This is a genomic window from Micromonospora sp. C51 (assembly GCF_018070435.1).
Classification (GTDB): Bacteria; Actinomycetota; Actinomycetes; order Mycobacteriales; family Micromonosporaceae; genus Micromonospora; species Micromonospora sediminimaris.
Window position 1 is genome coordinate 1 of sequence record NZ_JAGPXQ010000059.1, and the last position, 20827, is coordinate 20827.

The window sequence follows — 20827 nt, forward strand, 5'->3', positions numbered from 1 at the left end:
TACAACGCGACCGCGTCGGCCTTGAACTCGGCGGGGTAGTGCTTCATCACCATCTGTCAGGGACTCCTGATCTCCCCGGACCATCACGATCCAAGGCTCAAGTGTCCAGGACCAGGGGGCAACTCCCGCGCGCCGGTTGCGGCAAATGTGTGCACCGACCGGCGTGCGATGCTCGGTGTATGGCCGGGCCGGTAACATCAATCGATCAAGTGCCACTGCCTGACGTGCTCCCCAGCGAGTATGCGGCGGCGCTGGACGAGCTCCAGCGGTTGGGTCGCACGCTTGATGTCCACCGCGCGGCCGCCACCCGAATCGGTTGGTGGTGGTATCCCGAACACCGCCAGCGTCCATCCGTGCCGGCCGACGGCGTCCACCTGCTCCTGTTCGACACCACGATCACGCTTTTCTACAGCGGCCAGGATTGGCTTGAGCTGACGCTCGACGTCGCCTGGGGTTCCCGACTCACCGTGAACGCCGCCGTGGAGGTTGGGTGTTGGTGCTCACAGGACCACAACATGCACCAGGTAGCAGGCGGGCCCGACCGCGCGTTGTCCGCGGCAATTGAGGACGTCTTATGGCCATGTAGTTACAGGGGATTGAGGGCGAAAACGTTTGCATGTTTCCATGTCTCCTGCCATGTCGCCGCTACAAGCGATCACGAGGGGAGCACTCTGTGCATTTGCGTAGCGCAATCAAGATCCTGGCGACCTCAGTCCTCGTCACTGCCGCTGTCGCCGTCGCGCCGTCGTCAGCGTCAGCCGCGGACCCACAAGACACCAGCGTCCCCGGTGCCCACGAAGCACCGCTTGTGCTGGCCGAGCCCAGCAATCCGCCGGTGGCACGACCCGGCGCACGGACGACGCGGTCGTTGGCGGCTCCGTTCACGAAAACCTGCGTCCAGACCTCGGATAACCGGTCGTTGTGCGTCGAACCCGCGCAGCCGAGCCGCCGCCACGACAAGGTGACCACACTCGCGCCGGTGCCATTCCCGTCGTGGTGCGCAGGTAGCAATGGTGGAGCGGTATCGACCTCGCGGACCGCAGCGTGCCGGATCACCGGGCTGCTCTTGACGACCACGCAAACGGTCAATGGAACGGTGCGCATCACCGGCGAGCTCAACGCGGACGTCTACGACTACACCTACGGGTCTGTGGACCTGCCCAACTGGATCCACCAAATTGGCGTATCCCCATGGAGCGGCTGGGGTGACGCCGTCCGATCCACCGTCACGGGAACGCTGGCCGTCTCCGGTGACTGCACGGTGAACGGAGCATCATCCTTCCCCGTGCAGGCTTTGTCACCGGTCAACAACACCAGCCGAGTCGGGGAGGCCGGAGCCCGCACGACCGCGACGGCGTTGGGCGCGATCGGCTACTGCACCACGACCTGGAACCTGACCTTCGCTGCCCCGAACTACCCGACCGCGCGGGCCTCCTCGGCGATGGACGAAATCTCGTGCGACAACGCCACCGGCGCCAACTTCACCCGACCTGCCCGGGTCGGCTGCGTAGTCCCGTGGTACCCCGCTCAAGTGACCTACAGCAGCGGCAGCTACCCATCCCTGGCCTCGCACGTCCAGCGAGCCCAGAACTCCGGACTACCGGGTGCCAGCATCCTCGACCCGCTCTACCGCAACACGGACCAGGCCACCATCGACCTGAACAGGAGCCGGGCCTGCGGTGATGCGCCCAGCATCGCTGGCAGGAGCTGCGACGAGTACCCGCTCGCGTCCACCTACCAGGGCCTCGCCTTCGGCGGCACCCGGCGCACTTTCTCCAGCTGCAACATCAACGCGCCCACCGGCGTCACCGGTTCCACCGGCGTGAGCGCCTGCATGATCACCGCAAGTGAGAACAACGCCCAAGGCGGCATCATGGCTGCCTTCTACTACGACAACCGAGTCCTCGGTGGCGACCCATACTGGGTGGAAGCCAGCAGTTAAGTCCGTAACGTAGAAGTATCGACGTGGCGGAGTGTCGGCGGCACTGGCACTCCGCCACGTTCCCGCGTGCCGACACGACGGCGGAAGGAGACGTGATGAGCGGCGAGCTGAGGGTCTACGTCCAGGACCACGTCTTCCTCGTCGCCGATCACGACGTCGCCATCCCGTTCGACACCATGGACCATTCCACCGGCATCGCCGGCGTCATGGAATCGGCGGCGCTTGTCAGTGCCGGCGTCGACCGCGGCTACGTGACGGTAACCATCGAAGCACTCGAACATGACGCCCCGCTTGACACGGTCGACCAGTGGGCGGCCCTAGAGGACTGGGAGGACGTCGCGGAGTTCAGCCTCTTCGCTCCCCACGGAACACTGACAGTCGGCCAGCTCGAGTACCCACCTCACGACATCCCCGAACTGCCCTCGCTGAGCCCACATGGGCCCGGCCACTACCGGCTGCGGATCCACGCCGCCGGCCGTGACAAACACTTCGACCAAGTCGTCGACGCGCCGGGAGAGCGATTCCACATCCTCACCTGGCCCGCCCCTCCAGCACCACCACTAGTCATCAAGGCCACCTCGCGCGCCGGCTACGGGCTTCGCCTTGCCGGACTATCCAACCCACCCCCCACGACCCCCGTAGCGCAGCCCTCCGATCAGCAGGCCAAGGCAGAACACGAAGCACTGCTTCGACGTAACCTTCTCTCCGAGTAGGAATTCCTAACAAAATGATCTTTGGGCGTGTCATCCCTTGTGGAGTGTGATCTACGATGTCGGGCCGTGAGGCCTGGCGAGCAGCCGTCGTGGATCGTGCCAGATGCCGTTCCCCTCGTAGCGTGGAGGCCGGAGCTTGAGGGATAGAGGTTCATGGCTGAGACGAGACGTTAGAGAGGAACCAGAAGCGGATGTCCGATCAGGTACTGGCTGGTCGAACGGGCGGCGGCTCGCCGGTAGAGCGTTTCGGTCGTTCATTGTGCGTTCGCTCGAGGTCTGTCGAAACCGGTGACGCTGCCACGCCGTCTCACCTGCATGAGGATGCGGCGGATCGGCGTGGTACTCGTGGCCGTTCTGGCCGTGGCAGGCTGCTCGAACGTCTCCGGGCACGCTCCCTACCTCACTCAGCCGGCCGTTGCCTGCCCGGCGGTGGACAGGCTGGCCGGACAACGCTCCGCAGACCCGTTGCCTGCGGACTTCCGGCCAGTCGCGGCGGTCCGGTGCACGTTCCGGCTTACCCTCCCGCAGTCCGCAGGTCCGTCCTCGTCGGGCCTCACCTGGACTGCCGCGCAGCGGGCCACCGGTCCGTTCGACGACCTCGTCCGCGCGCTGCGCCTACCGCCGCCGGAGACTACCGGCGACCTGGTGTGTCCGGCCGTCATCGTGACGCCGGTGTTGCTGGCGCTGACGGACGCGTCAGGCAACACCGTCCTGCCGGCCTTGCCGGGTACCGTATGCCGCACCCCGCTTACCGAGGTGCAGTCGGCACTCGACGCGCTGCCTTGGGTGGAGATCGACCGTCAGCGGTGAGTCGGTCAGTGCCACGCCGATCGTGCCAAATGAGTACCGCAGCGTGGAGCCCTTCGACGAGAGACCACTAATCCACACTGCTCACGGACGGAGGGGGTTAGACGTCGCCGGTCCAGGGTTGTCCGACGCCCGCCCGTACCGCGCTGCGCCCGGGCGGCAGGTCAAGAACGTCGATCAGGCTGGGGTCCTCGTCGACGGCATGGTGTAGGTGCCCGAGTTTGCCGGTGTTGTCGTCCGCGTCGGAGGCTCCGATCAGCTGCCAGACTCCGGCGTCCGCGTCGTGACTGATCAGCAGAACAGGCTCGTGGCGTTCGAAGACTTCAGGGGTCTGAACACAGGTGGTACCCAGTAGCCAGTGTCGCATCCACCAGGCTCGCCGATCGCGCTGCATGACCTGGTCGGTGAGCCACCAGAGGAACGGCAGGTCCTCGTGGGCGCGCGACTGGTCCGCGGTCAGGTCCGGACCACCCTGCGGGACCCGCTCGAACGGCTCGTCGGTGAGCGAGAACGCGTGACCATCCTCGTTCGCGAAGATAACGGCGTGGAACGTGCCACCGCCGGGATTGCCAGCACCGATCCCGATGGACAGGCGGGCGACGTGCGGGTCCGAGCCCGTGGTCCAGCCGAACGCGTACGAGGCCAGCTCACCACGCGGCCCCACGAACTCGCCGAACGCACGCCGGTCCATGCCTGTGACGTCGACCGTCGGCACCTCGACGAGCGCACCTTCCAGCACCTGGATATCCACGCCGGCAACATAATCGATCGAGAACATCGTCCCGCAGGCGCACGCCACTGCCTTCGACCGCGCACCTTGGCGGCGATCACCTTCACAACGCCATGCGGTTCTCTGGCGGCTTCTGCTGCCAGGGCCAGGCTTCCGCTCGGCGACATGAGCGCAAGCTGAATGTGGTCCAAGTCCACTACGGTTGACCGATGCGGCGACTTACCGACGAGACGGTCATGGCCGTCGGCAGGCTGACGTTAGCCGCGACCGAGTTGGAGTACCTTTCTCGCAGGCATCGGCGCCAGCCAGGCCGACGGCGATCGTGCCGCGATCTTCACCGCTGCCGACGAGCCGTTGCGCTCGGCGCGACGATCCGCTCAGCTCGCTTCACCGGACCGCCGTGACGAGTTCACCGGACTGATCGAGGCCGCCGCGACATACCTGGTGCAGGCCCGGACGGCCGTGCGCGCGATGTGGTTCGAGAACGGGCTCGTCAGTGCGGCGATCTTCGACGAGATCTCCAGCCTCATCCTGCGATGCCGTGACCGGTTACAGGCACTGCTTGACGAATTGGATGGGACGCCTGCCGCTCTACCTCGATCTCGGTAGCGGCCACGGCCACGCCCCCAGCGCGGCATGTGAGTGCGCCGGCTGTTACGGATTGACGATGTTCTGCGCATTGCTATCGCGTGTGACGCAACGGTGTTGTAGCCACTGGGTTGCGGCTGTTGCGAGGCGGAGTTTCTCCTCGGCGATGGCTTGCAGCCCGGCGGGCATCGGTGCCAGTGCGCCCGCCATCAGGAAGCCGGTATGCGCTGCGAGGATCGCGTCGAAGGAAGCCGGTGGGCAGTTCAGAGCCGGCAAGGCTGCGTGAAGGTACGGTTCGGAATCGATGCCGTCGGCTGCCATGCCGGTCAGCAGCGCGATGAGGTCGATAACGGGGGCACCGAGCCGGGCGTGCGGCCAGTCGACGAACATCACGCGGTCACCACTGAGCAGGATGTTGTGTGGGTACAGGTCGCAGTGCACGAGTGAGTCGCCTGTGCCGCGTGCAGCCCTTGCTGCTCGATCGCGGTCAGTCGATCGAGGTGGTGCGATGCCCAGGTCGAGACGGTGTGCAGCCGGGCGATGCTGGACGGGTCGAGTGCGATGCCGGTCCAGCCGCCGAGTCGCGGGTGGTCGCGCGGGAGTTCGATCGGTGACGGTGTGGTCGCCTGAGCGAAGGCGACTGCCTGCGCGACGACGCGCCGGATTTGCCGTGCCGTCCAGGGTTGCCCCGGTGCGACGCCGTCCACATGCTCGAAGACCAGAATCACCCACCGGCCGTCGTCGTGCGTGTTCAAGAGTCGAGGCACGGGCAGGTCTGCTGGTAGCCGCCCGGCCACTCCAGCCTCGGCGCGGTAATGCGACGCCTCGACCGGCCACAGCTGTGCGTCCAGTGCCTTGACGAATGCCCGGCGGCCACCCCGCAGGGTGAGCCGGGAGGCGAAGCCGGGCGAGAAGACGCCGACACAGCTCTCGGTGTCCACCACGGCACCACCCTGCAGACCTTCGATACACCCTCGAACCGACGCCGGCAGTTCGGCCCAGCGGGGTCGTTTCCTACTCGCGGACAAGGCCATACTCCTCAACTGTGACCAGATGTCGGCGTACGTGTTCGGATACTCAGGTAGGTACGCGTGAACGTGCCCAGGTGGCGGTTGTCCGATAGCCTGCGGGCCGTTACTGTCCGCGTTGGCGCGGCCCCCACCACGGCAGCAGCGGCGGAAGCTCGGCAAGCGGTCGGCGCGGCGGTTTCGGCGGCTGCGACTCGCCGTCGTCGCCGTCCCAGCGCCGGCCATACTGGTCGGGCAAGTCACCCCAGCCGAAGTACGGCATCGGCTCGGCAGGCAAACCGCCGAGCGTCTCCAGCGGGTCGATGCGGGACTCGGCGACCGTGCACAGATGCGCCCAGTCATCACCGAAGTCGAACACGTACGCGAACTGCTCGCCGCCACCCAGCCGACTCAGTTTGGTTCGGCCGCTGCCGATGCTGTCCTCGGGCGCCTCGCCATCCCACAGCTCAAGCGGCGTGACCTGGGTCTGGTCGGCCAGCGTGAACATGTGCATGTGGGCCAGGTCCCAGCGGGCAAACGCCAGATCGATCGCGTCAGCCAATTGGGCGAAGGTGTGTGACCGGCCCGCGGCGAAGATCCTGCCAGGTCGAGGCCATAGGTCGATGCCACGACCGGAGACCAGCTCAACCCGTATGGACAGCCAGGTACGCGCCACCGATCACCCTTCCATCGAGAACCGCTGTCTCCCGCTGAAGGCTACGCAACGTCACCGACAGCGGCCCCAGGCGGGGCCAGCGGTTGGGTACGTTCAGTCGTACCTACCTGTGCACCCGAACTCGTACGCCGACAGCAGAGGCTCTCATCGCCGGCCGAGACGAACTTCCGGCCAGCGACCCGGTAGACACCAATGCGTTCAGCATCGGCCACGTCAACGCCCCCGCGCAACGTCTGGCGACTGCCCGAGACAACGATGCTCCGTATCGAGCAGTTCGCGGCAGATCCGTGCACGTGAGCGTGGACTCTGCGAGGACCGTGAACCAAGGATCAGCGCTCAAGCGAGGTTTCACCTTCAGCTATCGTCGTCAGATGCCCGGTGCTCGCACCGCCGTGACCGCCCTTGTCGCCCTCACGGTCGTGGACGTCTTCCACACCATCGTCGCCCTCGCGGCGTACGAGCACCGGATCGGCGTAGTGACCCACGACGGGTCCGGCACGGTGGACATGCTTGACAGCATCGTGCCGCTTCGCGAGCTGTCCGCAGTGATGTTCTGCCTGCTGCTTCTCACGCTGCTTACCGCCTGGGCCGGCGTCGCCAACTGGGTCATCCGGGCCCGGCGCGCCGGACCACCGGTCGCACCCACAGCGCCAGTGGCGTGGTGGCGGGTGAGCGCGATCGTCGCCGTACCCCTCAACTTGATCGCAGCCGTGCAGTACCTGTCCGCCACCGCGAACGGAGGCGAGTACATGCGCACTGTCCTGGCCGAGACCACTCTGCTGCTGATTGCGGCATCCGTAGCACTCGTGACCACCACGACCGCCGGTATTCAGGTCGTCCGGGGCACCGGAGCACACCAGCAGCATAAAGCTGTTGCCGGAGCCACAACGGCGTAGTCGTCCGCGTGACGTACGGTCGGCCGCCCGGTCGGCGGCAGAAGCGGATGGCATGAGGCACCACTGTTCACCTCTCGGAAGAGGAGGTTGTTATGGAGCCGGGCCAGCCGCCCCAAGCTGCGATGGAGGCGGCGACGGCCGACCTGCTCCATCTGGGCTTCCTGGAGATCCGGTTCTTCACCGCGCCACTGCTGGAAACCCATCCGGCGCACGCACTGGAGCGACGTCGTGAGCGCGCCAACATGATCGCCGACGTCTGCCACCAGCTTCCAGGACTCCTCGCGCCGCAACGACGTGATCAACTCGCCGACGGGCTGCGACACCTATGGCAAACGGCGAGTGCGACCAAGCGCCAGTGGCTGCGGTCCCGCTGGGACCACCTGAACTACGACCACCGCTGGCTGACCGAGGCCGCAACTGAACTGCCCAGCCCCGACGAGAACAACCGCAACTGTCGATCGCTGGTGCCGCCACCGGTTGAACCCTGAGCCCCTTGGTCTCGGACGGTGGCGAGATACCCGCGGCACGAGCGGACGAGCCGATCCCGCGATGGATGGCGCAGCGGATCAAGCGTTCTCGCCTCGGTGGTAAAGCCATTGACGCACTGCCGTGAGGTCGATGTCGGTCAGTCCCAGATGCGTGTCAACGCGGTGCAGCAGCGCCGGGTATGGGTGGTGTGCGGCAACCCATCGCCGGTCGGCGTCGGTGATCTCGTCGTCGAGCCAGACGAACGGACGATCTGCCGCCCAACGACGCGGTCTTCCAATGCACGCCGTACGGTGGTTCCTCGTCACCGTCGATCCAGTCGACCACGGGCAGTGCAGGCAGGCCGAGCCGAGGTGCCACTACCTCGTTCGCCTCCGCCATCCACGTACTCGCCCAGGCCAGTTCACCGGGCAAGGCGAGCTGCCGGCGACCGTCGTCGGGTGGGAGACGGTCCAGCAGAGGATTGCCGTAACAGTCGGGACCGTCTCCCATGCTGCCGCTGCGCTGACCCTCGGCACTGGCTGGCCGGGCACGGAACGGGATGAGCACGCCGTCGATGTCGACAAAGATCAGCGGTCGTCCGTCGCTGACAGACACCGCCAGACCGTACCGCTCATCGCCGGTCAGCGATCGTCCACGTCACGACCCGTATCTGACGCCGCGCCCGCCTGGCGGCAGAATAGTGCGCTCGATCTTGGTGCTGCGCGGTCAGACCTCGGTAGCGGCGCCGCGACGTCGTGGAGCATCTGGGTGGCGCGGGGGGCGGAGCTGAGCCGCTGTCACTCTCTTCCGGGACATCTATTAGACGCCACATAGTACCGGCCGTACTATGTGCCACATGGTAGTGAACGGCGAGTCGGGCGAGTCGGCCGAGCGGCAGGCCCAGCTCCTGCGCGGCTGCTTGGACATGTGCCTGCTTGCGCTACTTGCCGCCGAGCCTGCGCACGGCTACCAACTCGTCCGCCGACTCGACACCGCTGGATTCGGAACGGTCAGTTACGGCACCGTCTACCCGTTGATCACCCGACTGCACCGCTTGGGACTCGTGGCCAACGCGATGCAGCCCAGCCCCAACGGCCCGCCCCGCAAGGTCTACCGGCTCACGGACACCGGCCATGACCGACTGAGCGTCTGGCGCGAGCAGTGGGCCCAGTTCGCCAGCGTCGTGAACGAAACCCTCACCGTCCGTCCACCGAATCCAGGAGATGACCATGAGCACGTCGACGCCGGCCGTTGACCACCTCCTCGCCGCCGCAGACCGAGAATGGCGCGCTCTCGGCATTCACCGTCGTGACCGGGCGACTCTTGCTGCCGACCTGCGAAGCGAACTCGACGCCGCAACTGCCGACGGGATCGACCCTGCGGAGCTTCTCGGCACTGACCCCACCGGCTTCGCCCTGAGGATCGCCGAGGAAGCCGGCGTGCAGCGGATCCCACCGCGCTACGGCCAGGTGCTCGGCGTGGCCAGCGCGGGCGCAGTGCTCTCCCTCATCTCGGGATACATCCTGGTCATCGGCCTGCACCAGGCATTCGTGGCGGCATTCGACCTGCCGCGCGATGTGCGCGTACCGGTGTGGCTTGCCGCTGGGATCTTCTACGGCTCCGTCGCAGCGGTCGTCGTCGCCGGCGCCGTCCTCGCCGTGCGCATCGCCCTGCGCGAGGTACCCCGCATCCGACACACCGCCACGCGAATGACACTGCTCCTGCCACCCACGATCGCCGCCGCGATCGCCGCCGCAGCGGCATTCGGCTGGGCGCTCGACTTCCCGCTCACCCCACTGGCGATCGGAACCGAAGCGACGATCGTCCTCGCCGCCTTCCTCGCCGCAACGGCGCTGGCCCGCCGCAAGTCGGTCACATCGGCGGGCTAAGCCAGCCGATGTGACGCATCAGCAAGGGGCGAGGCAGTCACGCGTCGGCTCAACCCCGGAGCGTGCCCCGATTTTCCAAGCACCTGCACTATCGCCAGAACCTGCACCGGCGAGGCAGCCGGTCAGATGCCGTGACGGTGCGTCGCGAGCGACCCGCGGCAGATCAGGATGTGTGATCTTGGCGGTTTGGCTGGCAAGTGCGGTGACCTCAGGTCGCGTCGAGAAGGTCCCACCGGTTGCCGGAGATGTCGAGGAAGACCGCGACCCGGCCATAGGGCTCGGTGCGCGGTTCCCGGACGAAGGTGACACCGGCCTCTGTCATCCGTCGGTATGCGGCGTCGAAGTCGTCGACGCGCAGGAAGAACCCGACCCGGCCGGCTACCTGGTTACCGACAGCGGCACGCTGGTGTGCTCCGTCGGCGCGGGCGAGCAGAATCCCGGTCTGGGCACCCGGGGGCCGCACGACGACCCACCGCTTGGGTCGCCCGTCGTTGGTCAGCGACGGGAGTCCTCGACGAGGTCGAAGCCGAGCATGTCGATGAAGAACGCGATCGCCGGGTCGTACTCCTCGACAACCAGGGCAACCAAGTCGATCTGCACCACGGCAGCGTACGCGGGGTCGCCTCCTGCTCGCCGCTCGCGCGCACCACCACGGCAAGAGTGGGTGTCGTTGGTGAGCAACCCATCGGTCTGTGGGCTGCTGAGGTCGCGCTTGAGTTTGTGTTACGGCCGGTTTGGTCCGTGCTTGAACAGCCGATCGATGTGATCGGTGAGAATACGCAGTGCGGCTGCGCCGTCTCGTTGCCCGCCGAGCACGCTTGAGCCGAGGCCGTTGGTGAGGGCGAGGAGTCCGGCGGCGGTTGTCGCCGGGTTCAGGGTGGTGTCGATCTGGTCGGCCTGCTGCGCGGTGGTCAGTTGCCCGGTGAGCAGTCGTTCGACCTTGTCCGGGTAGGTGGCGCCGTGCCGGGTGGCGAGGTCGGGGTCGGTGAAGACCAAGGTGTAGTAGCCGGTGTAGGCCCTGGTCAAGTCAAGGCTCTCGGCGTCGGTGGGCAGGATCGCGGTGAGTGTGCCGTAGACGACGTTGCGGGGGGTCACCGGTCCCAGGGCTTGATCCTCCTCGGCGAGACAGCCCGGGTGGGCCAGTTATGGCGGTCCTGGTGGAACCGATCTCGTCCGTCATAGCCGGAGCTCGCTTGCCGCCGTGCGCCGTGTTCGGGCGGTGGGGCCATGCTGGAGCAGATTCGCCTGAGTAATCGGCGGGCAGCTCGCACGTGCGGTCTCGCCTGTTGTCGGAGTCAGATGAGTTCCTGTAGCGGGTCGTGATCGGGTGTGGGTGGTCCGGGATTGAGCGGCCCGGGTTCCTCGTCGGTGGTGGGGAGATCGGCCAGTCGCAGCCGGTGGCCTCCGTTCCCGACGAGTCGCCAGACGGGGCCGGCGGGGCCGTGGCCGTTGACGCGGTCGCGGGCGCAGGTGGCGATGGTGAGGGTGGCCAGGGCGGCGGCGATGCGGTGGTCGCGGCCGGCGGACTCAACCAGCCTGTGGTGGAAATGGCGTTCCCGTTCCCGGGTGGGTAGGGAGAACAGCAGGGTGTAGTCGGGGCCGCCGTCGTTGCGGAGTCGGCGGTAGGGCTCCAGTTTGTCGCGTAGCCGTGTGTGGTGTTCGGTGCCGCGGTCGTGTTCGAGCCAGAAGCCGACGTGGTGGTGGCCGGTGGTCCAGACGCCGTGGCCGTCGGGCCGTATACGGCGGCCGAACGCGGCGGTGGTCTGCTGCTCGGACCACCAGCGGGTCAGCCGGGACTGCGGGTGGGATCGGCTGTGGACGAGCAGGTCGATGAAGAACTGGTTGGTTTCGATGGTGTGTCGGCGGGTGCGGTCGGACAGGACACGGTCGGCGGCGAGGGCGACCGCTTTCGGGGTGGGTGGGGTCTCGCCGCGGGCGAGGGCGACCAGGCGGGCCGACAGTCGACCGGGCACCCAGTAGACGTGGGTGGGTTGGCCGGGATGGGCGCGCAGCACGCGGTTGATGAAGTCCATGCGGCGCAGCGTGTAGAGGCGGTGGCCGCATGTGATCGGCGAGTCGAACAGCACTGCGGCGATCTGCTCGGTGGTGAGGGCGGTGTGGTCGGACAGGAGGAAGGCGATGACCCGGTCGCGTGGCCGCAGCCGGGCAGAGATGTCGGCCAGGGTCGCCGGCGTACGCCGGACCGGTGTGCGGGGGAGAGGAGGCGATGGGCCGCCCCCCGGTCGGAGAGTGTCCCCCCGGAGGGACTGTCGGGACGGTTGACCATCGGGCATTCATGCACCTACCTGCACTGTTGGGCGTTCGAGGGTGAGCGAGGGCCGGCCGGGTCTGCACCGGGGTGCGGACCAGCACCCACCCGCCGCCTAGCCGGGGGAATCCCGCCTGGCGGCAACGGACGGGGTTCACCGGCGGCGGTGGGTGTCGGCCTGGGTGGCCAGCCGTGTGGCGAGTTGCTCGATCGCCGTGGGATCGCCTGCGCCGCCGCTGGCCGCGGCGCAGGCGGCCCGGATCTGGTCGGCCGCGCCGATGATCGGGCGGGGTGGTCGGGTGTGCAGGGTGAACGCGGCGGTTTCCCGGTTGCCGATCACGAGGCGGGCGGCGGCCTGGTAGGCGTCGAGGTGGCTGAGGTCGTGGTCGGACAGTTCGGGGAACATGTGCCGGGCCATCTGGTGGGCGTCCTCGGGTGCCACGTTGAAGGTGACTTTGTTGCGGGCGTTCGCGGACAGGGCCAGTTGGGTGGGGCGGGGGAGTTGAGCGAGGTCCTGGTGAGCCAGGACGAGACTCATCCGGTAGCCGCGGGCTTCGGCGAGCATGTCGTCGACGGAGCCGGGCAGGTTCAGGAAGTTGTGGCATTCGTCGATCACGACGGTGCAGTCGCGTCGCTGGTGTTCGGGGAGTTTCGCGCGGGCGGTGGCGGCCTGCCAGGCGCGGGCCAGGATGAACGAGCCCATCAGCCGGGAGGTGTCCTCGCCGAGTTGGCCCTTGGGTAGGCGGGCGAGGAGGATCCCGCCGCTGTTGAGTAGCCGTCCCATGTCGAACGACGACCGTGGTGTGCCGAGGGTGCGGCGGGGGAAGTCCCGCAGCAGGAACGCGCGGAGGCGGGCCATGACGGGGCCGATGACTTGTGCCCGTACGGGTGGGGGCATGGACTCGTACCAGGTCCAGTAGCCGAGGAGGCCTTCCGGGTCGTCGAGGCCTTCGGTGAAGGCGAGGCGGAACTGTTTGTCGTTGAGCAGCGGCGGGACCAGGGCGAGGGTGGCGTTGGCCTTGCGCATCAGGGTCAGGCAGGCCACGCGCAGGGTGTCGTCGATGCGGGGCCCCCAGTGCCGTTGGAAGATTTTGGAGAAGATGGAGACGACGTTGTCCACGGCGAGGTCGTGGTCGTCGCCGGACAGGGGGTTGAAGTAGCCGCCCTGGGTTTGGTCGGGGTCGATGAGCACCACCCGGTCGGCGACGTGCGGGTTGAGCCGGTCGAGGACGTCGGTGACCAGGTCGCCTTTGGGGTCGATGACGACGACGCCGCGGTGGGCGGCCACGTCGTCGAGGATCATGTTGACCAGCAGGGTGCTCTTCCCGACGCCGGTGGAGCCGAGGACGTGCAGGTGTTGGCGGGCGTCGACGACGGGCAGCCCGACGGCGTGGCCGCCGATCTGCGCCCGGCCGAGCTGTTTGACGCCCCGGCCGCCGGTGGTGGGAACGTCGACCGGCACCGGCATCGGTTTGGCGCGGGCCCGCAGCAGACCGGGCACCGCCACGTCGCAGGGCAGGGCGGCCACGGCGGCGAGTTCCGCGGCGCCGAGCAGGTAGCCGGTGCGCAGTGGCCGGTTCGCCAACACGGTGGCGGGTTGGGTGAGGCGGACGCGGCGTAGTCGCTGCCGGGCGGTGTAGAGGCCGTAGGCGGAGGCGACACCGTCGGCGAGGGTCGCCAACCGGGCCCGCAGGTTCTCCTCACGGGCTTGGCGGGGGTTGGTGTGGGCGATGCCGTAGCGGATGGACGTTTCCCACAGCTGCCCGCAGGCCAGCTTGTCCACGGCGGCGCGGGCGTCGCGGTCTCGTTCCGGGTCACCGACCGGCGGCCGGTAGGCGGTGGTCCGGCTGCCCGCCGTGGGGCAGGTCGGGCCGGGCGTGAGGAGACCGAACAGTCCTTCCAGCCAAGCCGACGGGTCGAGAACGCCGGGGGTGCGCTGGCCGGTGCGCAGGGCCGCGGTGCCGGCGCGCAGCCGGCGGATCTGCCGGGGTGTGGCGGGGCGGGCGAGGATCTGCACGCAGGCGTACTCGTGGTCGCGCAGCCCCGACAGCGCGGAGATCAGAGGGCGTAGTGGGTCGGTGTCGTGGTCGGTGACGATCGGGTACCACGCCGGCAGGGTGGGTCTCAGGGCGCGGCCCTCGCAGAGGACGCCGGTAGGGATGGGTTCTGTGGCGTCGGTGACAGTGGTGGTGGCGCCGGGCCAGGCGCCGGCGGTCGCGGCGAGGACCGGTCCGGTCGCGACGGTGCCGGGCAGCCAGATGGTGATGGTCAGCTGCCGGCCCGCCCACCGGTACTCGTAGCCGACGTGCGGGGTGCCGTAGAGCCACCGTCGCCAGCCGGCCGGCCGCAGGATCTCCGCGCAGGTCGCCCACCACCTCACGGCACTGTCCGGCTCCACCTGCGGCGGTGGGGTGATGGTGACCTGCTGGGCGTGCCGCTGCCAGCGCCTTTGCCGCCAGATCTGCAGCTGGCCGTGGGCGACGACCGCGACCACAGCTGCCGCGGCGGCGATGGCGGCGAGCCACGGCCGGGCCACCATCCACCCGACCGCGGCGCCGATCGTCTCGGCGACCGGGTTGGTCGGCGTGACAGACTCTGGCAGCGGCGGGGCGGGTGCGGCTTGCCAGGTCACGACTCGTCCTGCAGATCGGTCGTGCCGGTGACGCACAGCTCGTGTTCTCGGTAGGAGGACACGGCGTGGCTGGCCACCCGGTTGGCACCGGAGAGCAGGAGTCCTTCGCCGCGTTGGGCGGACAGCAGCATCCGCGCTTCCCCTCCGGTGAGGTGGAAGCTGTCGGCGACGGCGGCGATCGCCTGCGGGGCTTGGCGCATCAGCACCTGGGTGGCGCTGTTGGCGATCACGGCCTGCCCGAGGTCGGAGCCGAGCAGGTCGGCGGCGTCCTGCGTGATCACCGACAGGCCGGCGCGGCGTTTGCGGGCCGCTTTCGCCAGCCGGTTCAGAAACCGCACGCCCTCACCGTCGCGCAGCAGGGTCCAGGCCTCGTCGACGATGACCAGCCGACGCGGGTCCCCGGTCGGACCGGTGGCGGGTGGGGCGTCCACGATCCGCCAGATCGCGTCCAAGGCAAGGAGCATTCCGACGGGGCGCAGCTCGTCGGCGAGGTGCCGGGTCGACCACACCACCAGATGCCCGACAGGGTGGGTGGTGGTGGGTCCGGCGAACAGGTGACTGAAACTGCCGGTCGTCCACGGCGACAGCCGAGCAGCGAGAGTGACCGCCGGCGGCGAGCCGTCGGCCTCCAGGGCGGCGGCCACGTCACGCAGCAACGGCGCCGGCCGCGCCCAGGTGCCCGGGTCGTTGGTGACACCCGCCTCCAGGTAGGCGGTGTTGACGGCCCGGTCGAAGGCGGCACGTTCGGCCGGATCCATGCCACCGTCCTGCCCGCCGCCGAGGAGCACGGTGACCAGGGTGTGGGCGAACAGAGCTCGCCGGGTACGCGCGTCGGGCCGCCGGTCGTCGGCGGCGATGTCGAACGGGTTGAGCCGCACGTCGGGGGCGCCGAGGTTGATCACGGTGCCGCCGACCGCCTCGGCGAGCCGCCGATACTCGTCCTCCGGGTCGATGACGTGGACCTGCACCCCGTCATACAGGCTCCGCAACGTCTCCAGCTTGATCATGTAGCTTTTGCCCGCGCCGGAACGGGCCAGCACCACACTGTTGTGGTTGTCGGCCGCCCACCGGTCATGCCACACGATCCCGTTGGTGACCGTGTTCAACCCGTACAGGACACCGGAGGCGGTGGGCGGATCCCCCGGCAGCGGCGCGGGCAGGTCAGCGGAGGCCAGGGGCATGCCCGCGGCGAGGCTGTCGGTGTCGAACACCCGCCGCATCCCGATGCTGTCCACCCCGAGCGGCAGGGTGGACGTCCACGCCGGCAGCTGCCGCCAGGTCGCCGCAACCGTGTCGAGCATGACCGACGCGGCGGTGGCCCGCACATGCGCCACCGACTCGGTCAACTCCTCCAAACTCGTCGCGTGCACAGCGATGTAGTGCGCGACCCGGAACAGACGACTCGCACCCCGCGCCACCCGGTCGGCCAGCTCGGCGGCATCCGCGGCGGCGGCCTCGGTGGTCGGGTCGTCGAGACGGCCGTGCTCGGCATCCGAGCGTCGGGAGGATTCGAGGCGGGCACGCTGGCGGCGCAGCCGGGACGCGGCCACCTGCGGATCGAGCGGTTCGATGTGGATGACGACGTCGGCGCGGCCGGGCCAGCCGGTCAGCGGGGACAGCCAGCCTGCGCCGACCTCCGCGGGATAGCCGTTGACCAGCAGCGTCGAGGTGTAGCCGTCGCCGACCTTCAGGTAGCGGGGGGTCACCTTGACGCTGGCCGGGCCGATCAACGCGGCCAGGGCGTCGACCTGGGATCCTGTCGGCCCTGCCGGCGGTGCGGCCGGCTGGGGTGTGCGGGTGGGAAGCAGTGCGCGTAGCACGTTTCGGAGCGTCATTGTTGCCCTCCGGTGACCGGCTGGTCCGGCAGCGCCCGCTCCCCGGACAGGGGGAGGGTGTAGGGGTCGACCGCGGCGGCGAGCACGGCGGCGACCGCCGGCCCGTCCAGAACCCGGGTGGTGGCGCCCACGCCCTGCAACGCGGCGGCGGTGTGCTCGGCGGCCCGCAGCACATCGGTGTCGCGGCGGGCGCCGGTGGCGGTGTGGACGATGGTCACCGTTCGCCACAGCGGCTGCCGCTCCTCCTCCACGTCGAGGAGAAACTCGGCGTAGTCGGCGGCGGCGTCCGCCAACGCCGGATGAGGCAGCAGATCGGCGGCGTCGGCGATGCGCTGCGCATGCCCGGCCAGGTCCACCGGCTGCGTGGATACCACGATCTGCACCGGCGCGGTCAGACTGTTCAACCAGCGGGCGTAGGCGCCGACCAGCGCCGCCTGCTCCGCCGGCGTCCGCAAACCCAGGTTCACCGTGGTCACCGCGACCAGGGCGGCGCTGGTCCCGCCCAGGTCCACCACCCCGTTGGCGGCGATCGCCCGCGCCGGCAGCCGCAACAGGGCCGGTGGCGTCAGGTCACCGGCGGCCCCGACCGGGCTCGGCGCCCACCGCGGCGCCTTCCCGCCGGGCGCGGGAACCTGCCGGCGCGGGGTGCGCGAGCCCCTGGCCGCCGCGAGGAGCCACGCGTCCAGGCCCAGGCCGTCACGGCGACCCAACGCCAGGACCGTGGCCGCGCCGAGCAGCGGAATCACGGCGGCAAGGAGGATCGGCATCGGCACATGGCCCAGCAGGGCCCGCCACAGCAGGTACGCCACCGCGGCAGCGGTGGCCAGGATGGCCACCTGCCGCGGGCTCAGCTGGTACAGCAGACGATCCGGGGCCTCAATGTCCGCCGGAATACGAGCACGAAGATCAACATCAGACATGGGAAACACCAATCCTTGGCATCGAAGGGGTCAGCCCGGCCAGCCGGCGCCGCTGCTGTCGCGGCCGGCAGCCGGCCGAGGTGAAGGCCGCGGTCGTGACCGGGTAGTGGCTGCGGCACGTGCTGCCGCTGAGTTGCGGGTAATCCGAGGTCCGTAGGTGGGCACCGACGGCCATCCGGTGCCGCTGGCCGTTCGCGCGGACTCAGGGACAGCAGAGAGCACCGGCGGCACGCGCGGGCCTGGCATCGACTCGGCCGACCGGCCCGTCCCGGACGCTCGCCGAGACGCGCCGCTCGGCCAGCCGGTGCCGGATTCGGTGTAGGCCCACCAGCGACGCCACCGCGGCATCCGCTGCGGCATCGCCGTCGCCGGAGTCCGCCCCGCCGGCACCCTCCGCACCCCGGCCCCAGGCGGGGCCTGGGACGGACTGGCAGGCGTCGAGGCCGCAGCAGTTCGCGGCGGACGACGCGCCAGCGGACCGGGCCCGGCACCACTGCGGACCCCTACGGGCTGCGGCAGCGGCACTCCTCCGGAACGGGCAGCCAGGTTCCCGGCACGGCGTGTCCGGCCGACGGCGGCTCCCGCCGCAGCACGCCCCGCGCCACCCCACAGGCCCCCGGTGAGGGCGCGGCCGAGTTGCTGGACGATGGCGACCCGGACGAACGCGCCGACCACGTTGCGGGACTGCCCACCCGTGACGTACCGGCGCACCAGACCCGGGATCCGCGTCACCGCCAGCAGCAGGCAGCAGACGATGAACAGGTTGAGCGTGCCCGTCGGATCGTTCGGCAGACCCAGGGCGGGCAGATTCGCAGTCGGGCTGACGAACACCGTCAACCCGGCGTGCAACGCGATGCCCTGACCGCCGACTGTGGCGAACACGCCGAGGAAAGCCCGCCACCACAACTTTGCAGCCGGCTCGGTCCATGGTGTGCCGTGGCAGGCCAACGCTGCCGGTGCGAGACCAACGAGGATCACCAGCAGGCCCAGCCGCAGCACCCAACCGACCATGATCATGGCGGCGAGAACAGCGATGACCACGCCGATGACGAGCGTGAGCAGGGCGTTGGCCGGATTGGTCAACGCGTCGACGATCGTGCGACGCAACTGGTCCAGCGAGCCATCGGTGGTGACCGACTCACCGATGAGCGCCTGGATCAGCGCGTTACCCAGCGCGATGAGTTCCCGGCACATCGGCATCGCGAAGTTCGCGCCGATGACGCCGATCAGCAGACGGGGCGCGAGTTCCGCGACGCCGTAGCGGGCCTGCACGCTGTCGCGGGCCATGACCACCACACCGCAGGCGACGATCGCCACCACATAGCAGGTGTTGGCGATGACCAGTGCGCGGGTGCTGATCGTCTGGACCTGCGGCAGGGCGGTCACGTCCGGCACGACGAGGAACGCCCAGGACAGCAACCGCCACAGGGCGTCGATGACGTCCGCGACCCGTGCCGCGATCCACTCCAGGACCCTGTCCAGCACCGCCGCGATGGTGAACGGGTTGTACATCAGTTCGTCCCGAGGATGCCGCGCAGGATGCTCATCAGCACCGGCGCGAGCACCGCCAGGCCGTAGCCGGTCGCGGCACCCTTCAGCGCACCCTTGGCCTTCTCCACCTGACCGGGGTCACCACCGGCCATCAGATACAGGGCACCGCCGTAGGTGAGGAACAACGTGGCGACGCCGACGAGGATGCCGACGATCCAGGCGATGAGGTTGTTGATGACGGTGTCCAGGCTGTTGACCGCCAGCAGTTCTGGCGGCCCAGCCTGAGCCGCACCCGCCGTGCCGGCGACAACACCGGCGACGATCACGGTGGACAGGAACAGACGGGACAGGACACGGCGCATCTGGTCTTCACCTCCCACCCCGCCAGGCGGCGGGGCATGCGCGAAAGCCGATAGGGGAGGCGCCGCCCGCACGGGCGGAGACCGTGGAAGCACTCTCCTTCCACACCAGGTTCGGAAATTGTGGTGAGCACGGACCGACGCCGGGCCGAGTCACCACCCACACCGGGCGGCGCCCAAGACCGCCCGCAAACCCGGCTGGCATGCCAGGGTGGATCGGTCTTGTGACCGCCAAAAGCCGCTGTCGGCCGCGAACTGCGGGGACCTGGCACCCAACAGCGGCCAACGGCTACCCAACTGTTGGGGCGTCTCCTCGAGACCGGGACATGCATCGGACTCGGTGGACTTGCGCACGTGCGCCTGCCCCCGCCTTCGCGCAGCGACCTTCTCCAACTGCGGCGGTCCCTGTGAGGAAGTTGCTGACAGTGGAGGATCTGTGGTGGTGGCGGTGCTGCTTTTCGACGATCCGGGGGCACACAATGCGTACATGGCCCATCACGACAAGCGAGTGTCTGAGCACCTGCTGATCACCGTCGAGCAGCAGGACGATCCCGTGTCGGCGGTGTCCGAGGACGATGCCCGACGCCGCTCGGTCGCCTATCCCACACTGATGTGGAGCGCGCCGGTCTTCGGCTGTGCCGAGGAGGTCGACGGCCGGTGGCGGATCGTGCGGCTTGACGCCGACGAGCCGCAGCATGCCCGCGACAGCCTCGCGTCCCACTTCCGAAAGCTGTTCAGCGAGACGCCGCCGACCGCCGAAAGCGCGGCCGTGCGGGCGGCGTACGAGACGGCGTACGAGGTGCTCGACTGGGAGCCGGTCAATGAGCTGACCGTCAGTGGCCGTCGTTACCGGATCATCCGGGCGCAGCCGTTCATCCGGATGGGACCGGACGGACCGGAGCCGCCCCGGCCCACCGACGCGGACCCGTACCCGCCGGGCAAGGCGCAGCAGACCACGTCGCCGATGGACGGATTCGTCATCGACCCGGCCGCGGGCACCGGGCTCACCAACGCCCTCGTGCGGATGGAACTGGTTTCGGCGTCCTACCCGGCGACGTCCTTCCCCGAGGACGTGTACGCCGACTCTTGCCGGGCGCTGGTGACGCACCCGAACGTGGTGCTGCTCCCGGTCGGGTTCACCGTCGGGGAACACGTCGACGGCAGGTGGCGACCCCGGTCGTTCACCACGTACCCGACGCCGCAGGCCGCCCGGGACGCGGAGTCCTTCGCCATCGCCGACATTCCACGCGACGCCAACACCCCGATGGAGGAACTGATGGCGGCTTACGCGCGCGCCCGCGCGGCGCACCGTCCGCCACGCACCGACGACTTCGAGGTGGGCGGTGTGCCGTGCCGGGTGACCCGGGTCGAAACCTTCATCCGGTACGGCCCGGACGGTCCGGAAGGACCCCGCCCCTCAGACCACGACCCGCTACCACCGCCAGCCAGCCAGGTCGAACAACTCCGCGCGCAGGGCCTGATGCCCGAACCAGACTGACCCGATAACGGCAGGCATTCGGCGGCAGGTACGCCGTAGGCCCGCCGGGACCGCAGGCGGCGCCCGTCACGCCCTGCGGCCCGCCTGCCGTGACGGTAGACGTCCCC

General features: G+C 69.0%; 18 protein-coding genes and 2 pseudogenes. 8 read left to right on the forward strand and 12 right to left on the reverse strand.

Annotation, left to right across the window (positions count from 1 at the left end; all coding sequences use genetic code 11):
* The first annotated feature begins 868 nt into the window (after nt 1–868).
* The 3 genes from KBX50_RS30355 (at nt 869) to KBX50_RS30365 (ending at nt 3465) form a co-directional block, all read left to right on the forward strand.
* A complete protein-coding gene (locus KBX50_RS30355; RefSeq protein WP_210941297.1) occupies nt 869–1942 on the forward strand; it encodes a hypothetical protein in 1074 nt (357 codons plus the stop codon).
* A gap of 95 nt (nt 1943–2037) precedes the next feature.
* Nucleotides 2038–2655: a hypothetical protein gene (locus KBX50_RS30360; RefSeq protein ID WP_210941298.1), complete on the forward strand. Its 618-nt coding sequence runs from the start codon at nt 2038–2040 to the stop codon at nt 2653–2655.
* Between the two features lie 315 nt (nt 2656–2970).
* Complete coding sequence (locus tag KBX50_RS30365) at nt 2971–3465, forward strand: hypothetical protein (protein ID WP_210941299.1); 495 nt, start codon at nt 2971–2973, stop codon at nt 3463–3465.
* Between the two features lie 97 nt (nt 3466–3562).
* Here the strand turns inward: KBX50_RS30365 and KBX50_RS30370 are convergent, their stop codons facing one another.
* The 3 genes from KBX50_RS30370 to KBX50_RS30380 all read right to left on the reverse strand — a co-directional run bounded on the left by KBX50_RS30370 (nt 3563) and on the right by KBX50_RS30380 (nt 6463).
* Nucleotides 3563–4213 carry a hypothetical protein gene (locus KBX50_RS30370; protein WP_210941300.1) on the reverse strand — a complete coding sequence of 217 codons (651 nt, stop codon included), beginning with the start codon at nt 4211–4213 and terminating at the stop codon, nt 3563–3565.
* A 633-nt stretch (nt 4214–4846) separates the two neighbouring features.
* Complete coding sequence (locus KBX50_RS33690) at nt 4847–5752, reverse strand: phosphotransferase (protein ID WP_307871119.1); 906 nt, start codon at nt 5750–5752, stop codon at nt 4847–4849.
* Between the two features lie 162 nt (nt 5753–5914).
* On the reverse strand, nt 5915–6463 hold the full coding sequence (locus KBX50_RS30380; RefSeq protein WP_210941302.1) for a hypothetical protein: 549 nt from the start codon (nt 6461–6463) through the stop codon (nt 5915–5917).
* 371 nt (nt 6464–6834) lie between these two features.
* Here KBX50_RS30380 and KBX50_RS30385 point away from each other — a divergent pair, with 371 nt between their 5' ends.
* Nucleotides 6835–7359 (forward strand): hypothetical protein, encoded by a 525-nt coding sequence (locus KBX50_RS30385; RefSeq protein ID WP_210941303.1) that lies wholly within the window; start codon nt 6835–6837, stop codon nt 7357–7359.
* 92 nt (nt 7360–7451) lie between these two features.
* Nucleotides 7452–7847 carry a hypothetical protein gene (locus tag KBX50_RS30390; protein ID WP_210941304.1) on the forward strand — a complete coding sequence of 132 codons (396 nt, stop codon included), beginning with the start codon at nt 7452–7454 and terminating at the stop codon, nt 7845–7847.
* 78 nt (nt 7848–7925) lie between these two features.
* Here KBX50_RS30390 and KBX50_RS30395 read toward each other — a convergent pair.
* A pseudogene (locus KBX50_RS30395) lies at nt 7926–8418 on the reverse strand (HAD domain-containing protein).
* A gap of 265 nt (nt 8419–8683) precedes the next feature.
* On the opposite strand from KBX50_RS30395, the gene KBX50_RS30400 reads away from it, so the two are divergent.
* Both KBX50_RS30400 and KBX50_RS30405 read left to right on the forward strand, forming a co-directional pair.
* The gene (locus KBX50_RS30400) at nt 8684–9082 is read left to right on the forward strand and encodes a PadR family transcriptional regulator (protein ID WP_210941305.1); all 399 of its coding nucleotides are present in this window, start codon (nt 8684–8686) and stop codon (nt 9080–9082) included.
* Nucleotides 9057–9716, forward strand: coding sequence for a hypothetical protein (locus KBX50_RS30405; RefSeq protein WP_210941306.1), 660 nt, complete (start codon nt 9057–9059; stop codon nt 9714–9716). Before KBX50_RS30400 ends, KBX50_RS30405 begins: the two co-directional genes overlap by 26 nt.
* Nucleotides 9717–9924: 208 nt before the next feature.
* Here KBX50_RS30405 and KBX50_RS33460 read toward each other — a convergent pair.
* The 8 genes and pseudogenes from KBX50_RS33460 to KBX50_RS30440 all read right to left on the reverse strand — a co-directional run bounded on the left by KBX50_RS33460 (nt 9925) and on the right by KBX50_RS30440 (nt 19225).
* Nucleotides 9925–10319 (reverse strand): annotated as a pseudogene (locus KBX50_RS33460) (VOC family protein).
* A 120-nt stretch (nt 10320–10439) separates the two neighbouring features.
* Entirely contained in the window at nt 10440–10811 is a 372-nt protein-coding gene (locus KBX50_RS33465; protein ID WP_307871120.1) for a TetR family transcriptional regulator C-terminal domain-containing protein, read from the reverse strand.
* A gap of 200 nt (nt 10812–11011) precedes the next feature.
* On the reverse strand, nt 11012–12010 hold the full coding sequence (locus tag KBX50_RS30415; protein ID WP_210941307.1) for a replication-relaxation family protein: 999 nt from the start codon (nt 12008–12010) through the stop codon (nt 11012–11014).
* A gap of 129 nt (nt 12011–12139) precedes the next feature.
* Nucleotides 12140–14524, reverse strand: a complete 2385-nt coding sequence (locus KBX50_RS30420) for a helicase HerA domain-containing protein (protein ID WP_210941321.1) — start codon at nt 14522–14524, stop codon at nt 12140–12142.
* An 89-nt stretch (nt 14525–14613) separates the two neighbouring features.
* Nucleotides 14614–16452 carry a VirB4 family type IV secretion system protein gene (locus KBX50_RS30425; RefSeq protein ID WP_247674722.1) on the reverse strand — a complete coding sequence of 613 codons (1839 nt, stop codon included), beginning with the start codon at nt 16450–16452 and terminating at the stop codon, nt 14614–14616.
* Nucleotides 16449–17372, reverse strand: coding sequence for a PrgI family protein (locus tag KBX50_RS30430; protein ID WP_210941308.1), 924 nt, complete (start codon nt 17370–17372; stop codon nt 16449–16451). Before KBX50_RS30430 ends, KBX50_RS30425 begins: the two co-directional genes overlap by 4 nt.
* A 30-nt stretch (nt 17373–17402) precedes the next feature.
* Complete coding sequence (locus KBX50_RS30435) at nt 17403–18884, reverse strand: hypothetical protein (protein ID WP_210941309.1); 1482 nt, start codon at nt 18882–18884, stop codon at nt 17403–17405.
* Nucleotides 18884–19225, reverse strand: a complete 342-nt coding sequence (locus KBX50_RS30440) for a pilin (RefSeq protein ID WP_210941310.1) — start codon at nt 19223–19225, stop codon at nt 18884–18886. Before KBX50_RS30440 ends, KBX50_RS30435 begins: the two co-directional genes overlap by 1 nt.
* A gap of 484 nt (nt 19226–19709) precedes the next feature.
* Here KBX50_RS30440 and KBX50_RS30445 point away from each other — a divergent pair, with 484 nt between their 5' ends.
* Nucleotides 19710–20720, forward strand: coding sequence for a DUF5954 family protein (locus tag KBX50_RS30445; protein WP_210941311.1), 1011 nt, complete (start codon nt 19710–19712; stop codon nt 20718–20720).
* Nucleotides 20721–20827 lie beyond the last annotated feature (107 nt).

Coding starts and splice junctions, on each gene's coding strand:
- KBX50_RS30360 (WP_210941298.1), top strand. CDS start 2,038: ATGAGCGGCGAGCTGAGGGTCTACGTCCAGGACCACGTCTTCCTCGTC.
- KBX50_RS30365 (WP_210941299.1), top strand. CDS start 2,971: ATGAGGATGCGGCGGATCGGCGTGGTACTCGTGGCCGTTCTGGCCGTG.
- KBX50_RS30385 (WP_210941303.1), top strand. CDS start 6,835: ATGCCCGGTGCTCGCACCGCCGTGACCGCCCTTGTCGCCCTCACGGTC.
- KBX50_RS30390 (WP_210941304.1), top strand. CDS start 7,452: ATGGAGCCGGGCCAGCCGCCCCAAGCTGCGATGGAGGCGGCGACGGCC.
- KBX50_RS30400 (WP_210941305.1), top strand. CDS start 8,684: ATGGTAGTGAACGGCGAGTCGGGCGAGTCGGCCGAGCGGCAGGCCCAG.
- KBX50_RS30405 (WP_210941306.1), top strand. CDS start 9,057: ATGAGCACGTCGACGCCGGCCGTTGACCACCTCCTCGCCGCCGCAGAC.
- KBX50_RS30415 (WP_210941307.1), bottom strand. CDS start 12,010: ATGCCCGATGGTCAACCGTCCCGACAGTCCCTCCGGGGGGACACTCTC.
- KBX50_RS30420 (WP_210941321.1), bottom strand. CDS start 14,524: ATGGTGGCCCGGCCGTGGCTCGCCGCCATCGCCGCCGCGGCAGCTGTG.
- KBX50_RS30425 (WP_247674722.1), bottom strand. CDS start 16,452: ATGACGCTCCGAAACGTGCTACGCGCACTGCTTCCCACCCGCACACCC.
- KBX50_RS30430 (WP_210941308.1), bottom strand. CDS start 17,372: ATGTCTGATGTTGATCTTCGTGCTCGTATTCCGGCGGACATTGAGGCC.
- KBX50_RS30435 (WP_210941309.1), bottom strand. CDS start 18,884: ATGTACAACCCGTTCACCATCGCGGCGGTGCTGGACAGGGTCCTGGAG.
- KBX50_RS30440 (WP_210941310.1), bottom strand. CDS start 19,225: ATGCGCCGTGTCCTGTCCCGTCTGTTCCTGTCCACCGTGATCGTCGCC.
- KBX50_RS30445 (WP_210941311.1), top strand. CDS start 19,710: ATGGCCCATCACGACAAGCGAGTGTCTGAGCACCTGCTGATCACCGTC.